The sequence below is a fragment of the Bradyrhizobium liaoningense genome, assembly GCF_018130785.1.
In the GTDB taxonomy this organism is placed as follows: Bacteria; Pseudomonadota; Alphaproteobacteria; order Rhizobiales; family Xanthobacteraceae; genus Bradyrhizobium; species Bradyrhizobium liaoningense_A.
This window is the reverse complement of the sequence record NZ_JAFCJT010000025.1, coordinates 92,883-109,209: the sequence shown is the minus strand read 5'-3', so window position 1 is coordinate 109,209 and position 16,327 is coordinate 92,883. Positions and strand designations below refer to the sequence as shown.

Below are 16,327 nucleotides of genomic sequence, written 5' to 3'. Positions count from 1 at the left end.
CGTTGGATCGAGATTTCGCATCACTCAATGGTCCGGCGTGGCCGGTGCGTAGCTCAGAGGCGCTGGTGACCGCCGTCTACCAATACGAGGTCCAGCCTGGTCTGACATTGCAGCCTAACTTTCAGTTCATCCGTCATCCCGGAGGAGGCGGCACAGATCCTCTCGGGGCGATGCGAGGTAAACCTCTAAAGGACGCGGCGGTCCTAGGGCTTCGGTCGGTCATTAAGTTCTGAAGACAGGCTCAGGTGGGCCCTCAGCAGGGCAGTTCAATGCGGAGTGTGAGGGCTACTCTGAGGTATTGCGTCCCCATTCAGAGGACAGCGCGTTGTAGAATACTGGTATTTTGAGTGTGCCCGCCTCGACAATCATAGGAAGCCCAACCCCATAGGGATCGGTGAACGAGTCGCAATTCGGCGCATACATTCCTATCAAGCTGGTCGTTGGCATGCCTCTCGGTATCTGCGGCAATTTCCTTCGCCTTGCTCCCCCAGCACGTCCTTGTTTTTGCAGGCGCGCCGCAATTGCTCGCAGTCCCTCCGCACGCCGGTCAGCATCTCCGCCTCAATGCGGGCGCGGATTTCCTTGCGCTAGATGAACCGGGTCACTTTCGTTGGACCGGATCCTTCAGTGGCGTCATCCGTGCGCTTCCGCTTCCGACACCGGAGGCCCGGCGATGCAGTCCCCGCCCTTTGCCGAGCGGCCTTCTCGCAGCTCGCACTCCAGGCGCTCCCAATTTGCTTTCACGCAGAGCTGGGCATCGAGATAGGCCTGCACCGGCTGCGACATCCACCAGCTCATCGAGACGTGCCCCATTGCGGCCTTCGTCTTGACGACTTGCCGGCACAGCGGATTTTCCCGCAACGGCATGGTTTTCTGCTGGTCCGGTGCCGCGCTCTGCGGCGGCTCGAGCTTGTATACGCCGATCGCATAGAGCCGGTGCTCGCCCACCACGCTCTTGGCGTAGGCAGCGTGGCCTTCCTCGTGGCCGGAACGCGTCGCCGTCAGGGCGCGGAAGATCGACGTGACGCCGTCGAACGGAGCCCGTTCCTCTTCGTCGGGAATCAGCGGGCGGTCGGGCCCGAGCCCGCGTGTCTCGGGACGCACCGGTTCGTTAACGACGCGGATGATGACCGGCTGCAATCCGAACTGCTCGTGCTTCAGGGCCTCGGCAATGTCGGCTGCAGTCGCCAGCCCGTCGTTTTCGAAATAGCCGCCGTCAACGATCCGGTCGACCACATCATTATCACGGTCGCGTAGAGTCCCGTACGGCGAGATGATGGGGAAGCGCGCGCTCATCGTTGCCGCGGTCGACAGCCGGATATTGCGGTCGGCCGGCGGTTCACAAGGATCAACGCGCTTCTCTGGATCAACGTTGAGCTTTTTTGACCAGGTGGCGATCTCGTTGAGATCGTACGCGAAGGGAAACAGGGTCCGCTTCGGCCCGAACCGATCCGCCGCGCACACGTCGCCGACGACAATTCGCCGTCCGGTCGAGACGGACGTTCCGTTGATGAAGAGCAGCGGCAGCCACGCGCCGGCCCTGGCCGGATCCGGGTGATAGCCGAAGCGCCGGCACATGCCTGCGTCGTCGGCCGGATCAGCGGGCCCTTGTGCCGGCGGATTCCGGCACGCGCGCGCGGAACGAAGCGAAGCGTGATCAGGCGAGGTTATGCGATGGTAGCGGCGCTCGAATCCCTGCTCCAGAAGCGTGGCGCGGTCCGGCCACAAGGAAGTTCCGGAGAACGGATTACCCAGCGGGAACGAGTCGCGATAGGCCAACCCGACCATGACCGGCGAGAGGAAGTCGCCGGCCAGGATGAGCTGGAAGCAGTCGCGCCACGAGCTCGTAGGATCGAAACGGACGCCAGGCTCGGCGAAGGTCTTGGCAAATTTGCCGAACCAGGATCCAGCCCCCTCCGTCGTGCACGGCGGGCGCGACGGCGCACCGTTCTCGGCCGCGTCGGCGAGTGCCGACCGCACCATCAAAGCGCCCACCGAACTGCCGGACACAGTGGAGAGCGCAAAGATGCGCTTGTGAACGTCGCCGTAAATGGCGGCCTTGGTCGGGTCCTGGCCCAGGTCGATGAGCGCTCCAACCACAGTCGCTGTCAGGAACGCGGCGCGACTTGCTCCTCCGGCCCCGGCAATCACTATCGGACGCGGACACGTCCTTCCCTGTTCGGGGAGGCAGCCATTGGTCCATTTCCAGCGGCGCACCGCCTCGGCCAGCGCGATGTGTTGCTGCTTTCCCATGACCGAAGAGGTGCGCGACGGCGCGCCGGTCCAGCGGACGTCGTGAAAACCGTCGATGCAATAGAGAAGCCCACCCGCCAATCCGATCAGTAAGAGCAGCAGGGGCGTGCGCACGCGATGCGACCAGGCCGCGACATCGCCGAGCAGAAGCACGAAGCCGGCAAACAGCACCGGTGCGAAGAACAGGCGCGGAAGCCACGTGGCGACGAAATGCGGATCGACGATGGTGATGACTAGCACGATGAGGATGAGCGCCCGTGCGGAAACCAGGCAGGCATCGACCGGCGAGACCGCCGTGCGGGCAACGTGAGCCTTAAATCGCGCTGTTACGTTGGGACCGACAAAGAGCTGCGGGGTGCCGATCAGCAGCGGCGGCTCGACCGCCTGATTATTGGGACTTAGGCGGGAGAAACCGAATAAGCGCGGTTTCCAGATCGCCGCAACATAGATCATCGTCAGCCCGATAGTGATTGCGAGCAGCGCCGTGGAGCGGAGCGCGGCTTCGTTGGCCTCGGGCAGGCCGTGCACCGCATCGAGCAGGTTGCGCCGCGTGCGGCACATGGCCCATCCGGCGAAGAAGAAAACGGCCAATCCCAGCAAGCGCGGCACGACCACGGCCGGCAGGTAGAACTCCTGTTGCAACTGTTTGCGGCGAACTGGACTAAGCCCACCGACGACATGGGCTTCCTCGACCCAATCGTCGTGTTGAAGCGCACGGCGCGCCGAGGCATGCACTACCCACGACCAGGCAAACAGCAGAACGAAGAAGGCCAGCCAGCGGGGCCAGCCGAAACTGATATCAGCGAACAGATCCCGCGCCTGCGGTGCGGCGGCAAGCAGCCAGCCGGCCGCAACGGCACTCATGAACGGCACGCGGCAAACCCAGGTGACGCGGAACCAGCGCCATACTACGTGCAGCCATTCTGTGATTCCGGTGGAGTTCATGAATCCTTTGGCCAGCCTTTCGGGACGACCACGTCATCATAAAATCAACTCAGAATTGGTATGTGACTTACTTCACAGGACGGGCACTGCGAAGACCTCATGCCCTAGCGATTCCGAAAAGTATCAAGCCCGACTCCCTACCGGATCGGCGAGGCGCTTACCATAACGGCGCCGACGTCATCGCGGTCGAGGCGGTCGGCCGGCACGATGGAGGGCGAGGAGCGAATACGCTACTCCGATACGACAAGGGCGAAGAGTCGGCCCCGGCTGCGGGGGGATCAGGGGGGCCGGGGCCGCTCTGCCAGCTCTGGCAGCGAGCCAGCGACGACTCAAATATTCGCTCGCCGTTGTGGTTCCCTTTCAAAACTCAAGCCGGCGCTGTCCGTATCTAACCCAGTGTCCGAACCTGATTTAAGGGGCCTGACATGGTAGAGGGCAAGCCAGCGGGGAAGGGCGCTCCCACGACCCGCGTGGGCAACAGGGAGGCTGAGACTTTGATCAACAGTGCTGAGTGCCAAGAACATGCTGACCACTACAAGAGGCTTTCTGGCGCGGGCGGCATTTCCCAGAATCGTGCCGCCCTCCTGAAAAACATTGCCCGAACTTATGTGGGTTTGGCCGGCCAACTCGATAGACTGGCGTCCCTCGCGAGGAACGAGCAGAGGTAGGCAGCCTCAGCTGGCGGTCTTAGTTGAGTTTCCTGCGAAGCTTTCGAGCGCTGGCGGGCCTAGCACTCCCGGCGCTCTAATCTGCAATTGGATCGGCGGCCGGGAGCAGTTGGGGCTGGAATGCAAGCCCGTGCCATGTTCGCCCTCTAACGGCAATGCGCGAACTTCGCGCGCCGGTAGTCTTACGGAATCCATTTTCGGAACGGGGCGTTCTATTAAAAGAACACCGGCGAGATTTGAGCACCAAGTTTTTTGCTGTTCCGGGAATGCCGCAGTGGGGGCTGGAACCACGCTGCGGCTTTTCCCATTGGACGCCGCGTCACAGACGACGCGGCTCAGGCCGGCAAGCCTACCACGTCGTACTCGAAGGCCACGCCCTCCGGATCGTTTTCATCGAGCCAAACCTTGGCAGCTTCCTCAGTCGCGAACACCACCAGCTCTGTGCCCCGGTCGTAGATCCAGACGGTTCATTGATCCCTCTTCAGCTTGCGCCGGCCCCGATGGGGCTCATTTCCCTTGGGGTTGAACTCCGGAACGTAGTGGCGGTTCAAAGCGCCATGACTCCGGTCCGCGCAAACATCGTCGGGCCGCCACCTTCCGCCACTAGGATCTAGGCTTCCATCGCTGCTTGCCCTTCCCGCGCGTTGTGCTCTTGTTCGGCAGCGCGGTGATGTACTCGCCGGCGTCGAGCAGCGTCACCAGTACGCGATCGCCGACCCTAATCGGATCCTCGAAACACCGACCCCAGCCTCGTTCGGTCATTCATTTCGCTTCAGCTCAGTGCCCGCGGCAGCAATGGCGCGTTCAACCTCGTCGGCCAGGATAGCCAGATGCGGCCAGCTTGGTGAACAGGTCTTGCTTCTTGGGATCAGTTGCCAGATCGCGGATCAAGGCGCACTCGGAAGCATCGGTGCGGAGCTTTTCCAACTGAGCCTGCATGTCTTTCATTGCGATCGGTTCCGTTCCCGATCTGGAACTATACCGCTTTGTACAAAAGCGGACAGAACTGATTGCCGGTTTTTTCCTATGCTCGTGACCACCTGGCGATCCCATTACCGCCAAGGTAGCCTCCAAACGGCCCCGGCAACTTAGTCTTTTGCTGGGGCCGCTTTTGCGGTGGTGCCGATCAGCCGGACATACGTGCCGCTCTCGTGCAGCTCAAGCCAGCCCTTCTCAACGGCATGCTTGATGCCGGCGCCGAACTCCGACCCGGTGGCCTTGAGCGTGTAGAGAAACGGAGCATTGAGCTTTTCGATGTGAATGCGACCGTCCTGGACAGCTTTAATGGTCTTCGCGAGCTCGACCAGTTTTGTGGCCGGCGGCTTCAGGAGCGGCAAAGGCACGTTCGGCGACGAGTTTCGTCCCAAGGCCGAACTGCTTCACCCGCACTTGTGGTTCTGGGCGTGGAGCCTGGTCCGATCGTCGGTATCTCTTCGACGTAGTCGTCGATGGCCTTCATCAGCTTCTCGCGATCCGTGCGGTGGTATTGGGGCAAGCGGCCGCCTATCGGAAATAGCGACAGAACGCGCAGAACAGTATGGTTTGCCAATGCCTAGCCCACCAGAGGGCAAAGTAAGCTGATCTGTCGATTTGCGGCAGATCGGCCGACCTCGTCGCTCAAACTCACAAATGCTATCTCGATGGAGTTGCGGCGGGCTCCGGATCATACAAAAATCTCGACAGCAGATCTTGCAGATCGATGAAGGTGCCGACGCCATCCTGTGCCTGCTTCTCCAGAAGCGCAGCCATGCCTCTCGTGTTTTCCAACTTCAGGTTTTGCCGGGAGCGATGCGCGAGCCAGCCGCCATCCGCCCACGGAAACCACCGACCGTGAACGGCGCCTAATAGGCCCTAGTTTCACATGGCGCTGGCGCGGGCCGGTCCCGTCCCCTGAAGCCCGGTTGCGCTGTGCGGCCTTCGTGTGGCCTTGCGCCTGCCACGTCGTGCTGATGCGGAGCGCGATAAAAGAGCCTGTGTCAATCGGTCAGGTTGAGCGTCTTATCGGCGCAGACATTGATGCCGGAGGCATCCGTCGACTGGCCGTCGTCGAACGTCCCACGCAGATCGAAGCGGCAATCGCTGGCCTGTGGCAGTTTAGCCGACGCTTGCTTGCCGGATTTCAGCGGGCCGAGTACTTCCTTCCAGTCTGGCGACCCGGACTTGGCCGCCTCCAGCTGGACTAGATCCGCTTTGCGCGAGTTCGTCACGGTGACGGTGACCGCGCCCGCCTGTTTCGCCTTGGGCTTCGGCGCGGCCTGCGCGGCGGTAAGGCCGAAAAGAGTTGCTCCCACGAGCGCTGCAGCAAGTGTCCGAGTGTTCACCGGATTGTCTCCGTTTGGTCCCCAGCAGCGACGGTCTCATTCTTCAACGCGAAGCGGTCCCGGTTATGGCCAGTTCGCGTATTCCATAGATCAAGGTGAAGGAACTCTTTCAGCCCTGTAGCCCCGGTGCGCGCTGCCTGCCGTCCCGCGAGGTCGAACTGTCCGCGTTTTCAGCGGCCGTCGCCCGCGCATTGTGAGGGGGCGCAGGATGACTTCTGCCGCACCATTGATGCGGCGCGCACGCCTGATGGCGTCTCGCCGAAGTGTCGGCGGAACGAGCGATTGAAATGAGAAACATCACCAAAGCCGACTGCAAACGCGATATCGATGATGGCCAAATGCAGATGGTGCGGGTCAGTCAACATCGCGAAGGCACGCTCAAGTCGACACGCTGCAAGGTGCACGGTGAACGGCTTTCCGGTCTCTTCGAGCAATTTTTGCACGTATCGCCGCGACATACCGAGCGCTCCAGCAACATTGTTCAGATCGAAATTGGGATCGCCGAAGCGTTGCGCGACCTCCGCCAGGATCGCCTGCAGCTTGGCTGCCTTCACACCACGCTCCGTAACGAGGTTTGCAGCTTCGACGGTCGGCCCGAGCGTCGCGGCCACAAGATCGAGGAGATGTGTGCCGACGGTGGAGGCGAGTTTTGATGACGGAGGTTCTTTGAAGGATGCGAGCGATTGCAGGTAGATGTGGAGCAGTCGAAGCGCCGGTCCAGGACGCACCGGCCGACCTGATAGATCTTCCGGCTGTGCAACCAGCGACCTAAGGGCGGCAGCTGGCACGGTCACGAATTTGACGCTGGCGCCACGCGACCCAAATACTCGCAGCAGCCTTCCCCGGTCAACCAAACAAGCGGCGCCGGCATCATAGACATGTTCCTGGCCAGCATTTGCAAATTGGACCGGGCCAGCTTCGACGATGTTCAGTCCGAATTGGTCACGGCTATCCTTGAGGTGGCATTTGTGACGGATAAACTCCACCGGCGTGCTGACAATGCCACAAACGCCAACCGGGCCGAGCGGCAAGTAGGTGACATTGATACGCGGGCGGCCGCCGCTGTGATCTATCACGTCCAAGGCGAGGTTCAGCCGCGTAAACTCTTCACGGAACGTGGAATACCGTGTGCGCTCCGGCAGCATCTCAGTCGACCATCGCACAAGGGGAGATGACGTTGGCATGCCGGCCTCCCGTTTCGGTGCCCACCCACGCAAGAACGACTGAGCGCCCGAACGAAATCTGTAAATTCCTCGAATGACGCCAAGACTGAGACAATATCGGACCGCAGCTTCGCTGCAGGTGTGAGGTGGATTACAAATGAAGGCAGGGACCTCAAGAAAATGATGAGGAATTTCCCGTCAGGCTTTCGATGCTGACACGGTTCGCATCGAGGTTGCTATGATGCGCGAAATGCCGCAAGGGCACGAAGAATTTGCGTGTGCAACATTGAGGATGCGCGCATGTGTAATCCACAGCCGATACGACTGGCATCACTCCTCAAAAGGTGAAGAAAACGCCGTGCCTAAAGGCCGCCAACCGACACGGCTTGCTTCTTTAGCAAGCCCACATCATCCGCGAGCTGCGGGTGGCCGGAAAAGCCAGTCTACGTTCCATTGCAGAGGAGCGGAACGAAGCCGGCAACTCGGTTGCGCGCGCGGACGGCTCGGTTTGCTCGGTTCAGCGGTTGCGAGTGTCTTGACCATCGCTAAATCGAATGGTGTTGGGATAGAAGCAGCGATGCGGGCCCGAATGGGATCGCCCAAAAATGTCACTGCAATCGTGATCATCACTACAGATACTAGGACTACGAGCACATCAGTCATGATGCGCCTCGAAAAGTGCTTCGTCATGATTTGAACCCTCACAACCAATGACGCGCGCGTGCGCAGCTAAAATCAATTTCGCATGCAAATGGGTATGTGAATGGGAGTTCGCCGCAGGCAGCGGATCGTCCTTTTATAGCGCAGCAGTCACCAACTATGTAGCAGCGATCCAGACCAATATAGCCCGGATGCGTCAAAACTGATGTCCTCGCAGGACGCTATAGCTTCCACGTCGTGCATCGCACGGACACGACAGGATGGTCGAAGGTCCTATGCAGGGTGACGAAAAGCGCGGGGACCGTGCAACCGAACCTATCGAGAATATCTGGCGCGAGAAAATCCGTGGTTGCAGTTGCAGGGTTCGCCAGAACGTCCGCTATACGCTGTGTGCAAAGCCCCAACTGTCAGGGCTATCTAGGTAGTGAGATTACAAATGTCGAACCTTGGGGCCCCGTTTTGCTAAGAAATAAACGGCCTCTATACTTCTCGATGATCGTGCAGGATATCGCCAATCCCAACCCCATACCCGCCGGTTTGGTCGTATAGAACGGTTCAAATATATGCGTCTGTTCCTGGGGGAGCACCCCGGCGCCAGTATCCCGGATGGACAGTAGAACGAACGAATTTTGGTCAATCCACGTTTCGATATTCAATCGCCGGCTGCTGGGGGGAGTGGAAGCCATCGCCTCGATGGCGTTTTTCAACAAGTTCAGTATTACCTGCTGCAACTGTCCGGGGTCAGCATGCACGAAAGTCGCTTCAGCCCGAAACTCCGTCGCCACCAAAACTTCGTTGAACTGCAGTTCGTGCTGCAGCAACCGTAACACTTGCCGCGCGACGTCCTCGATGCTGGTCATGGCTGGTTGGTGGGCAGCATCCTTAAACAGCGCGCGAACGCTTGTGATTGTTTCGTTGACCCTAAGGCTGGCTCCTTCAATATCTTTGAGAATGGCGCGCAACTCATCAAGTTTAGGAGGTTGTGCATCAAGTTGCTTCTGAGCGGTGTCAGCATTCAGCGTGATTGCCCCCAAGGGCGACCTGATTTCGTGAGCAATCGCGGCGGTGGCTGCATCAATGCTAAAGATGCGATTGGCGCGCTCCCGCCGCTGCATCACTAAGGCGCTGGCCAGCCGCGAATAGAGCACAGTCATCTCTGTGACCAACACAGCCAGCAGCAAACAGCTTGCGATTAGGGCAAATCCACGGGCGGTGTACCAACCTACTGAAAATCGAGCCGAGCCCGCGTATATCGCCACTAGAAAGTTAGGAAGCGCTGCAAACACTGTGACCATCAGCCATAGATCGAGCACCGTGCGCCTTCGGACAAAAAGCACCAGAAGCACGAGACAACCCAACAGCGATAGACCGATGTTAAATTGATTGCTGAGTGGTGTCTGCAGCATAAGGCCTGTCGTGAAAAACTGCGGCAGATGCTTGGTTTCGTTTATCGCCAACAACGACAGCAGAGCTATTGTCCCAAACACACATGTCAACGTGATTGCTATGCTTGCCGTCGTCGACACCCTTGAAGTCTTTCCCCTGTCCTTCATCAGCGCATAGGCAAGGATACTCAGCGGAAATGTGGTGTACCAAAGTACAAAAAACCAAGCTGGTGTGTTGTAAACGTCACCTATGAGCCCGTTTGGGGCGTAGCTGCCCGGAAAGCTCAGTGTCTGTAGAAAGGCAAACGAGCCGGCGAAGATGTATCCGCCCGCCACCGCGAGCAACGCGCTGTGCGGCTGCACCGAATATTGAGCGAATAACAGGGTCGCCGTTATCAGGTCAGCTGCGCTCATTACCGTCTGAACAACCGGAAGGAAGCTGTCAATTCTGCCGAATGGTCGGTTCACGAAAGGAAGGACAAGCGCTGAAACGGCCAGCATGACGACCGCGACACCAGCAGCTACCGCTCGGTGTTGCGGCGTGGAAGGCATCAGGGCGACCACCATCGGAGGATCATGGTCCGCAGTCAACGATAACTGGCGAGGATCATCGTTCAGCATTGTGGCCCTGTCTGCAGCCGATGTTAGCAGCATATCGAAGGCTCTGGCAGTCGGCCAAATGTTCTGCATCCGCTATGCCGCCGGAAGCGGAAGTCAGCTATCCTACGGCAACGCAGCAGGACCACGATGTCGGAGACCGTTACCGCTGGTGGCCCGCCCGTCGCCAAGCGTGTGCCTCGACCGCAATCCAGAAACCCTGTGACCGCCAGCGCGTCGGTACTGGCGGCGCACCTCGATTGCACCGGACCTACATCGGCAAGCTCGAAGCCGACGGCATGATCCATCGCCAGGGCGACGGCTTCCCGCTCTACCAGAGCGGCGTTGCCTACCTCCGCTACTTGCGGCGCGAGCGGCGGCAATCGCCGCGCAGTGAAGCCGATGCTGCGCACGTCGCGGCAATGACAGCGAGTTTTCGAGAACGCTGCAATCTCCTCATGCTGTTGCCGAAAGGCAACAGATTTATTGTTTCTTCGTTGAACTGTTCCATCTTGCGTTTACGCCGCAACAAACAGTTTTAGATTTGCGGTCTCCGGGCTGGGGCGTGTTTTACGACAGCTAATTTTCGAACCCGGAGGCTTTTCGAAATGATTTTGGAATTCCTCGCAATTGTTTCTCTTGTTCAGTTCGCCAACATGATTTCGCGACTGATCGGTCGGCGGAATGACGTACTCTCCTACGTTTCAAGATCAGGTCCTCAACGGTAAATGTGGCTAAAGCGGCATTGCTGGCACCGTTTTGATGGCATCTATCCTGCACGGTGCGCGACGTAGCGATCTTGCGACCCGGCGCGCCATCGAGCGTGTGTGTTCGAGTGCGCACAGAGATTGCCAAGGTCTAACAGGAGATGGCTGACAAGTGAGGTGAGCCGCCATGATGACCGCCGCTCAAGTCGCGACCGGCACGCCATCCATCGCAATCTGTAGCGGCGTGCTTGTTCATCGCAGGCCGGGCGGAGTTGTTTGCTATTTCTACGCGCCGCGATACTCTGACAATCGGCTGGGGGCCTTAGAATGTTCGATGTGTATCTTAACACCAAGCGTGATCTGTTGGTTGTGCGAAATGGTTTGCCAATTCCGCTTCCCGACGCGTCAGGCAGATGGCATAAGAAGAAAAAAGTAGCGAGCGTCAGCGAGGACATTGAGCTCGCCGTTCAGCGACAAGGCTACTACCTGCGCAAGCTAACGGACTTTAAAAAGCGTTAGTCCGCGAACCGCATTTCCAACCTCTACAGCATCGCGACGAACCAAGCTGCATCGCACTGTTTCGCGTCGTCCCGGCTCTCCAGGAGGGGCGATCTTGTGTCGTCATGTTTCGCGAGCGGGGCTTGTGGTGGACGCGGCAGCGTCGGGCGCGAGAGGCCAAGGGAAGGGCGGATTGCTCGTGAGCCCTGAGGCTTCGTGCCAGACGAGCGGCGCTGTCAGGTTCGCTCCGTAGACAGGGCCGGGAAAACTGCGGCGAAATGGCGGGCCGTGCGTACGGCAAAACCGTCATAAAGAACTGAAGTAAAACAACTTTTGAATGCTATTCGGCTAATCGAAAGTCTTGTGCGAAACCCGCCGGGCCCCAATAGGCCCTAGTTTTAGCCCTCGGGCTTGAAAATTCGGGTGGTTGATGGCTTGCGATTAGAGGCGCTGAGATTAACGTGTCTACGGGCCCAGATGCGCGCCGGTTCGGCGGAGGCATCTCGGCGGACTATGTCACAGATCTCGCGCTGACCACTTCCCACCGTCGCGTCACTCGTCGTCTCGGCTGGATTGGTTTGCCGGGCGCGAACCATGCACAAGATCACGAGGGGGCCACGCGCGTACACGTTTGGAAAGATTTGAACCTCGTACAATTTTAAAAAGTTATAGTCTCTTACTTTTAAATCCAAATCGTCGCGATAGTCTGCGCCGATTATCGCGTTAGTTTTTTGATCCAATAACTTTTGGAGTTGGCCCGATGATTGAGCGGCGAGCATTGGCGCGCATTGAAATCAACCAACCCGCGATGATTCACTTTGACGGAATTGACGGCGTTCATGGCTGCGTGGTGAAGGACGTGAACGATCAGGGGGCGAAGTTTCACTGCCCGTTCTACGTGTTTTCTCGCGATTTCGATCTGTCGCTGGATGGCTTCAAGACGACGAGGCGTTGCCATGTAGTGTGGCGGCACGGGACCACGTGCGGCGTCAGATTTGTCTTTTGATACCGCACTCCAATTGTTTGCAGGTAAATCACGCACCGCGCCATACGTGGAGCACCCCCTCACGGAAGCCGCCAACGAAGTGGTCCGATACATCGGGCGGCATGATGCGGCAAACGTCGTCGAACGATCCGCTGACCACGGTGGCAATCTCATGCGCGGTCGCAACCTTGGCCCAGCGCCGGCCTGCGTCCAATCCGCGCTGACGTTCCCGATCCACGCCCATACCTCCCCGGCCAAACGAAATCTACGGCGCGTGGGCTCAGGCCCGACCGCTACGTGTGTGCACGATTATCGTGAGCTTTTCTGCCGTCGCCTTCGCCAGCACGGTGCCCGTGGTGCGATCAAGCTCCTTGGCGATCAGCGAGAGCGGCATGGTGCCCGCCAGCAATTTGAGCTTTTCGACCTCTTGCGCGGTCCAACTTACTTTCCAGCGCCCCATGGGTCTCGAGTTATCCTTTGCAAAAAGTGGCCAATTCGCCGCACGCATCATGGTCGAAATCTCGCTTCGCAACACCGGTTCCCGTGTATCCATCAGCGGAAATGGCCTTTCCGTTGTTGATACGCCGAATGGCACAAACTGCACTTGCTGACGACGGCTCCTTATCTCAGCGTTTCAACGGCCGCCCTTGACGGATGTCCTCCTCCAAAGATCTCTCCGGCGGCGGGCGAGGCAGCGGCTCCGGCGCTTGCCCCCAGCCCCAGCCCCCGGCGCCGACCTTCGTCCCGAGTTCCTACTCAAAGTGGACCATCATCAGCAATGGTTCGCGTGTCGCATCAGTGTTTGCCGTCGGACGCTCGTGAAGCCAGCGGCTCGCGCTGCGCGCGTGAATGTTGCGGCATCGCTGATCGAAACCAAAGCGGTCCATTTGCATTGACACAAGTCAATCTGCAGATCGTTGGAGCGGATGGTTGGCTCGTCTCGCATGGTATAAACAAGACCGTGGTTCCCTTGTTCTTGCGATCCTGATGGTCGCATCAAGTCTCTCGTCTGTACGTTCTCAAGAAGCAAGTGTCTCGGTCGGACCTTGGGCAATCGCTGTTTCCTCAAGGGGGGACAAATTCTACAACTGTACAATGAGTCGATCTACCGTTGATCCTGCAACGACGTTTATCCGAACGCAGGACGGATTAAGCTTGCTTCTTGAATCAACGAAATGGAAGCTCGACCGAGGTAAGTCCTATGACGTCATTCTAACGTCGGGTTCGCGCTCGGTGCAGGCGAAAGCTTCCGCGGAATCCAAAAGCGTTTCGATTCCTCTGTCAGATCGAGTCCTTATTGAAAACATCCGATCAGCAAACTTTCTCGATGTGAAAGGCGAGGGCGCGACATTGCGGGTGCCTCTCGACAGCAGCACGGCGGCTCTCGACCGGCTCGAGTCGTGCTTCGAAAAAAATGTCAGAACTAGCTTCGAGACAAATCCGTTCGTGCCTCCAATCAGGAAGCCCTAAGCGTCACAAGTGTCTTAAATGGGGGCTTGCCGCCTCGGCGACTCCAGCAAAGGGCGAGACGAGCAGCACTTGGATTTCCAAGTTATTTTCCGTGAAATCGCCAAATAAAAATGCTTGGACTGAGATTGCTGGGTACGCATCGAGGTTCGGAATGAACTTCCTTCATCAGTTTTCGCGGGGCTCGCGATTGCAGAGCGCAAGTCAAGACACACAGTGCCGTGAAGTTATCGGCCGCAAAGATGATCCGCGTGCACGATTCGGGGGCACGTCTGTAAGTCGCTTGCATAGAATCATATTGTACTCTGTTTTGATATCCGTGCTCGTACATTGCGTCCCGACGCTCCACGCTGAAGAGGCGGCCGCGCAAGAGCGGGAGCTAGTGGTGGCAACGAAGGTGGCGCCGCCGTTTGCGATGAAGCAACCGGATGGTGGATGGACAGGGATTAGCCTCGCACTCTGGAAACGGATCGCCGAGGAAGAGCACTTGCGCTTCCGGTTGGTAGAAACCGATAGCATTTCCGATTTGTTGCACGGCGTCGCGAACGGCAGTTTCGATGCCGGTGTTGCGGCTATCACCGTGACTGCCGCGAGAGCGCGCGGTGTAGACTTTACACAACCGTTCTACAACACCGGGCTTGGAATTGCAGTGCCGATCAACGAAGATCCTTGGCGATCAATCGGACAGGCACTTCTGTCATTTGGCTTCATCCAAGCTGTCGGAGCTTTACTCGGTCTGGCGATGACGGTCGGTTTCGTTATCTGGATGTTTGAAAGACGGAAGACGGAGCACTTTGCTGGCGGTGCTAAGGGCCTCGGCTCGAGCTTTTGGTGGTCGACATTAGCCATGACTCAAGCCGGAGCCGCCCAGAATGCTCCTGCCACCCTTCCAGGACGGATTGTGGCCATGGGGTGGATGATTGCTTCTGTCATTGCAATCGCCGTGTTTACTGCTGGCATCACGTCTACTTTGACGCGTAGAGAACTTGAGGGCTCTGTTCACGGTTTTGACGATCTCCGCATCGTTCGTGTCGGCGCGGTCGCAGCGTCTGCCGCAACTGATTACCTTGCCCGTCAACGCCTGCCCGTTCGGAGGTATCCCGACGTCGAAAGCGGTCTGGCTGCCTTGCGGCGTGGTGAGCTGGATGCTTTCGTACACGATAAGCCGCTGCTGACCTGGATAGTTCGGAATGAATTCACCGGGCAAGTCCGTATTGTCGATACGAGTTTTAGCAGCGAGAACTATGCCATTGTTCTTCCCAAAAATAGTGCTTTGCGATCATCGCTAGATCTCGCTGTGCTCGATCAAGTCGAGGGAGGTTGGTGGCAGCAAACGCTGTTCGAAACGCTTGGAGCGAACCGATCTCGGTAACGTCGCTGAAGAAACAGGTGCCTCGAAGGTAACGAACCGTAAGGAAGCGATTACCGCGATCGGGCGTTATCGCCTCACGATCTTCCGTTTCTCAACGTGCGCACCATCGAGAGCCCCGCGGCGAATTCTATCACTGCGGGCTACTGCCTCCTTTGCTACCGACGGCCCTTTTTGTGGTGTGACTGGCACTCGCAACAGATCAATCAGACATGGGAAGTTCGGGTTCACTTGCAGCGCCCTGACCCGAAAATTCCGCGGTTTTGCGCGAGACGCGATCCACACGACAGCCTTGGGAGCCACAAGAGCTGAAGGCTCTCTTCTCCTCACCAGTCTATGCTTCGGGATTGAGGCCGAGGGGTGGTAAGGGGCATTAATCGCTCGGACGTCGATGTTCTTCAGGTGAGTTCCGCTTCCCACCCGGTCATTAACTTATCCCAATCGGACATAAACAATTTATCGCGGTGCAGTGATCAGTCCCGCCAGAAGTTGCGGAAGCGCGTAGGCGACAGCTCGGTGTATCGCACGGTGTGCTGGTTGTTCTTGTGGCCGAGGTAGGCCTGAAGGGCGCGGGTGTCGTGTCCCTTGGAGGCCAGTGCAAACCCGCAGGCATGTCGCAGCATGTGCGGATGGGCCTTGAACCCGAGGGCTCCCTGTACGCCCGCTCGCTCAACCATACGCGCGAAGCGTGCTGTGGTGAACGGCGTCCCACGTTCAGAAGTGAATACAAAGGGCGACGTGGGTGATATCCTGATAAACTCCTCGCCGGTCGGAATGCTGGACCCGACGCGCATGCCGATCGAAGCATCGCACTGGGACATTTACGGGTGCCTGCAGGCGAATGGAGTCGTTGAGCTGCCGAATTTCGATGGCCGTCGACGCTGAGCTTCATCCGCCCAGTCGCTGCGATGGTTGCCGAACTTTCCCGGGTAAGGTTACAGCGGGAATGTGCCTGGTTGCGGACGCATTGCATTGCACTCGTCATCCCAAGTAATGATAGTGAGATTATAGAAGCAGTTGCTTCAAAAAACATACTGCCTGCACTCAGGCGGTGCGGCTCTTGGAATAGTAATGCGTACGCTGTTCATCGTTCTCGGTATTTGGCTACTGATCAACGTCCTGTTCGTCGTGGTTATGATCCCCCCGCGCAAGCCGCGGGCTTCCGATCGGGGAGCAGGCTCCCTCAGGCCGGCGCCGGTCAGGACAGACGATGGCCCGCCAGAGGATGATCCTCCCGTCTCGCTGCGCCATGTAATCATTGCAATCGCGCTCGGGGCTTTCTTTTCGCTGACGCCACCGCTTTTAGAAG

The 16,327-nt window shown here is 58.5% G+C and carries 14 protein-coding genes; 5 read left to right on the top strand and 9 right to left on the bottom strand.

Annotation, left to right across the window (positions count from 1 at the left end; genetic code table 11):
• Positions 1-233: carbohydrate porin (locus JQ627_RS32740; RefSeq protein WP_212488474.1), on the top strand; the 233-nt coding region annotated here is incomplete at its 5' end.
• 400 nt (positions 234-633) lie between these two features.
• Here the strand turns inward: JQ627_RS32740 and JQ627_RS32735 are convergent.
• The 6 genes from JQ627_RS32735 to JQ627_RS32710 form a co-directional block, all read right to left on the bottom strand.
• Complete coding sequence (locus JQ627_RS32735; protein ID WP_212488473.1) at positions 634-3,198, bottom strand: hypothetical protein; 2,565 nt, start codon at positions 3,196-3,198, stop codon at positions 634-636.
• 1,472 nt (positions 3,199-4,670) lie between these two features.
• Positions 4,671-4,814 carry a hypothetical protein gene (locus JQ627_RS32730; RefSeq protein ID WP_409363832.1) on the bottom strand — a complete coding sequence of 48 codons (144 nt, stop codon included), beginning with the start codon at positions 4,812-4,814 and terminating at the stop codon, positions 4,671-4,673.
• 140 nt (positions 4,815-4,954) lie between these two features.
• Positions 4,955-5,203 (bottom strand): hypothetical protein, encoded by a 249-nt coding sequence (locus tag JQ627_RS32725; protein WP_249143582.1) that lies wholly within the window; start codon positions 5,201-5,203, stop codon positions 4,955-4,957.
• A gap of 639 nt (positions 5,204-5,842) precedes the next feature.
• Positions 5,843-6,187, bottom strand: a complete 345-nt coding sequence (locus JQ627_RS32720) for a hypothetical protein (RefSeq protein WP_014493348.1) — start codon at positions 6,185-6,187, stop codon at positions 5,843-5,845.
• Between the two features lie 170 nt (positions 6,188-6,357).
• Positions 6,358-7,332: an AraC family transcriptional regulator gene (locus JQ627_RS32715; RefSeq protein ID WP_212488472.1), complete on the bottom strand. Its 975-nt coding sequence runs from the start codon at positions 7,330-7,332 to the stop codon at positions 6,358-6,360.
• Positions 7,333-8,423: 1,091 nt separating this feature from the next.
• On the bottom strand, positions 8,424-9,962 hold the full coding sequence (locus tag JQ627_RS32710; RefSeq protein WP_212488471.1) for an MASE4 domain-containing protein: 1,539 nt from the start codon (positions 9,960-9,962) through the stop codon (positions 8,424-8,426).
• Positions 9,963-10,090: 128 nt separating this feature from the next.
• On the opposite strand from JQ627_RS32710, the gene JQ627_RS32705 reads away from it, so the two are divergent.
• The 3 genes from JQ627_RS32705 to JQ627_RS32695 all read left to right on the top strand — a co-directional run bounded on the left by JQ627_RS32705 (position 10,091) and on the right by JQ627_RS32695 (position 12,203).
• Positions 10,091-10,534, top strand: coding sequence for a hypothetical protein (locus JQ627_RS32705; RefSeq protein WP_212488470.1), 444 nt, complete (start codon positions 10,091-10,093; stop codon positions 10,532-10,534).
• A gap of 492 nt (positions 10,535-11,026) precedes the next feature.
• Positions 11,027-11,218, top strand: coding sequence for a hypothetical protein (locus JQ627_RS32700; protein ID WP_212488469.1), 192 nt, complete (start codon positions 11,027-11,029; stop codon positions 11,216-11,218).
• Positions 11,219-11,957: 739 nt separating this feature from the next.
• Positions 11,958-12,203, top strand: a complete 246-nt coding sequence (locus JQ627_RS32695) for a PilZ domain-containing protein (RefSeq protein ID WP_063981261.1) — start codon at positions 11,958-11,960, stop codon at positions 12,201-12,203.
• A 28-nt stretch (positions 12,204-12,231) separates the two neighbouring features.
• Here the strand turns inward: JQ627_RS32695 and JQ627_RS32690 are convergent, their stop codons facing one another.
• Both JQ627_RS32690 and JQ627_RS39305 read right to left on the bottom strand, forming a co-directional pair.
• Positions 12,232-12,420, bottom strand: coding sequence for a hypothetical protein (locus JQ627_RS32690; RefSeq protein WP_148312123.1), 189 nt, complete (start codon positions 12,418-12,420; stop codon positions 12,232-12,234).
• A 42-nt stretch (positions 12,421-12,462) separates the two neighbouring features.
• A complete protein-coding gene (locus tag JQ627_RS39305) occupies positions 12,463-12,786 on the bottom strand; it encodes a hypothetical protein (RefSeq protein WP_249143581.1) in 324 nt (107 codons plus the stop codon).
• A gap of 1,248 nt (positions 12,787-14,034) precedes the next feature.
• Between JQ627_RS39305 and JQ627_RS32680 the strand changes: the two genes are divergently transcribed.
• Positions 14,035-15,021, top strand: coding sequence for a transporter substrate-binding domain-containing protein (locus JQ627_RS32680; protein WP_312015823.1), 987 nt, complete (start codon positions 14,035-14,037; stop codon positions 15,019-15,021).
• Positions 15,022-15,491: 470 nt separating this feature from the next.
• On the opposite strand, the gene JQ627_RS32675 is transcribed toward JQ627_RS32680, so the two are convergent.
• Positions 15,492-15,812, bottom strand: coding sequence for a tyrosine-type recombinase/integrase (locus JQ627_RS32675; RefSeq protein ID WP_249143595.1), 321 nt, complete (start codon positions 15,810-15,812; stop codon positions 15,492-15,494).
• Positions 15,813-16,327: the final 515 nt, after the last annotated feature.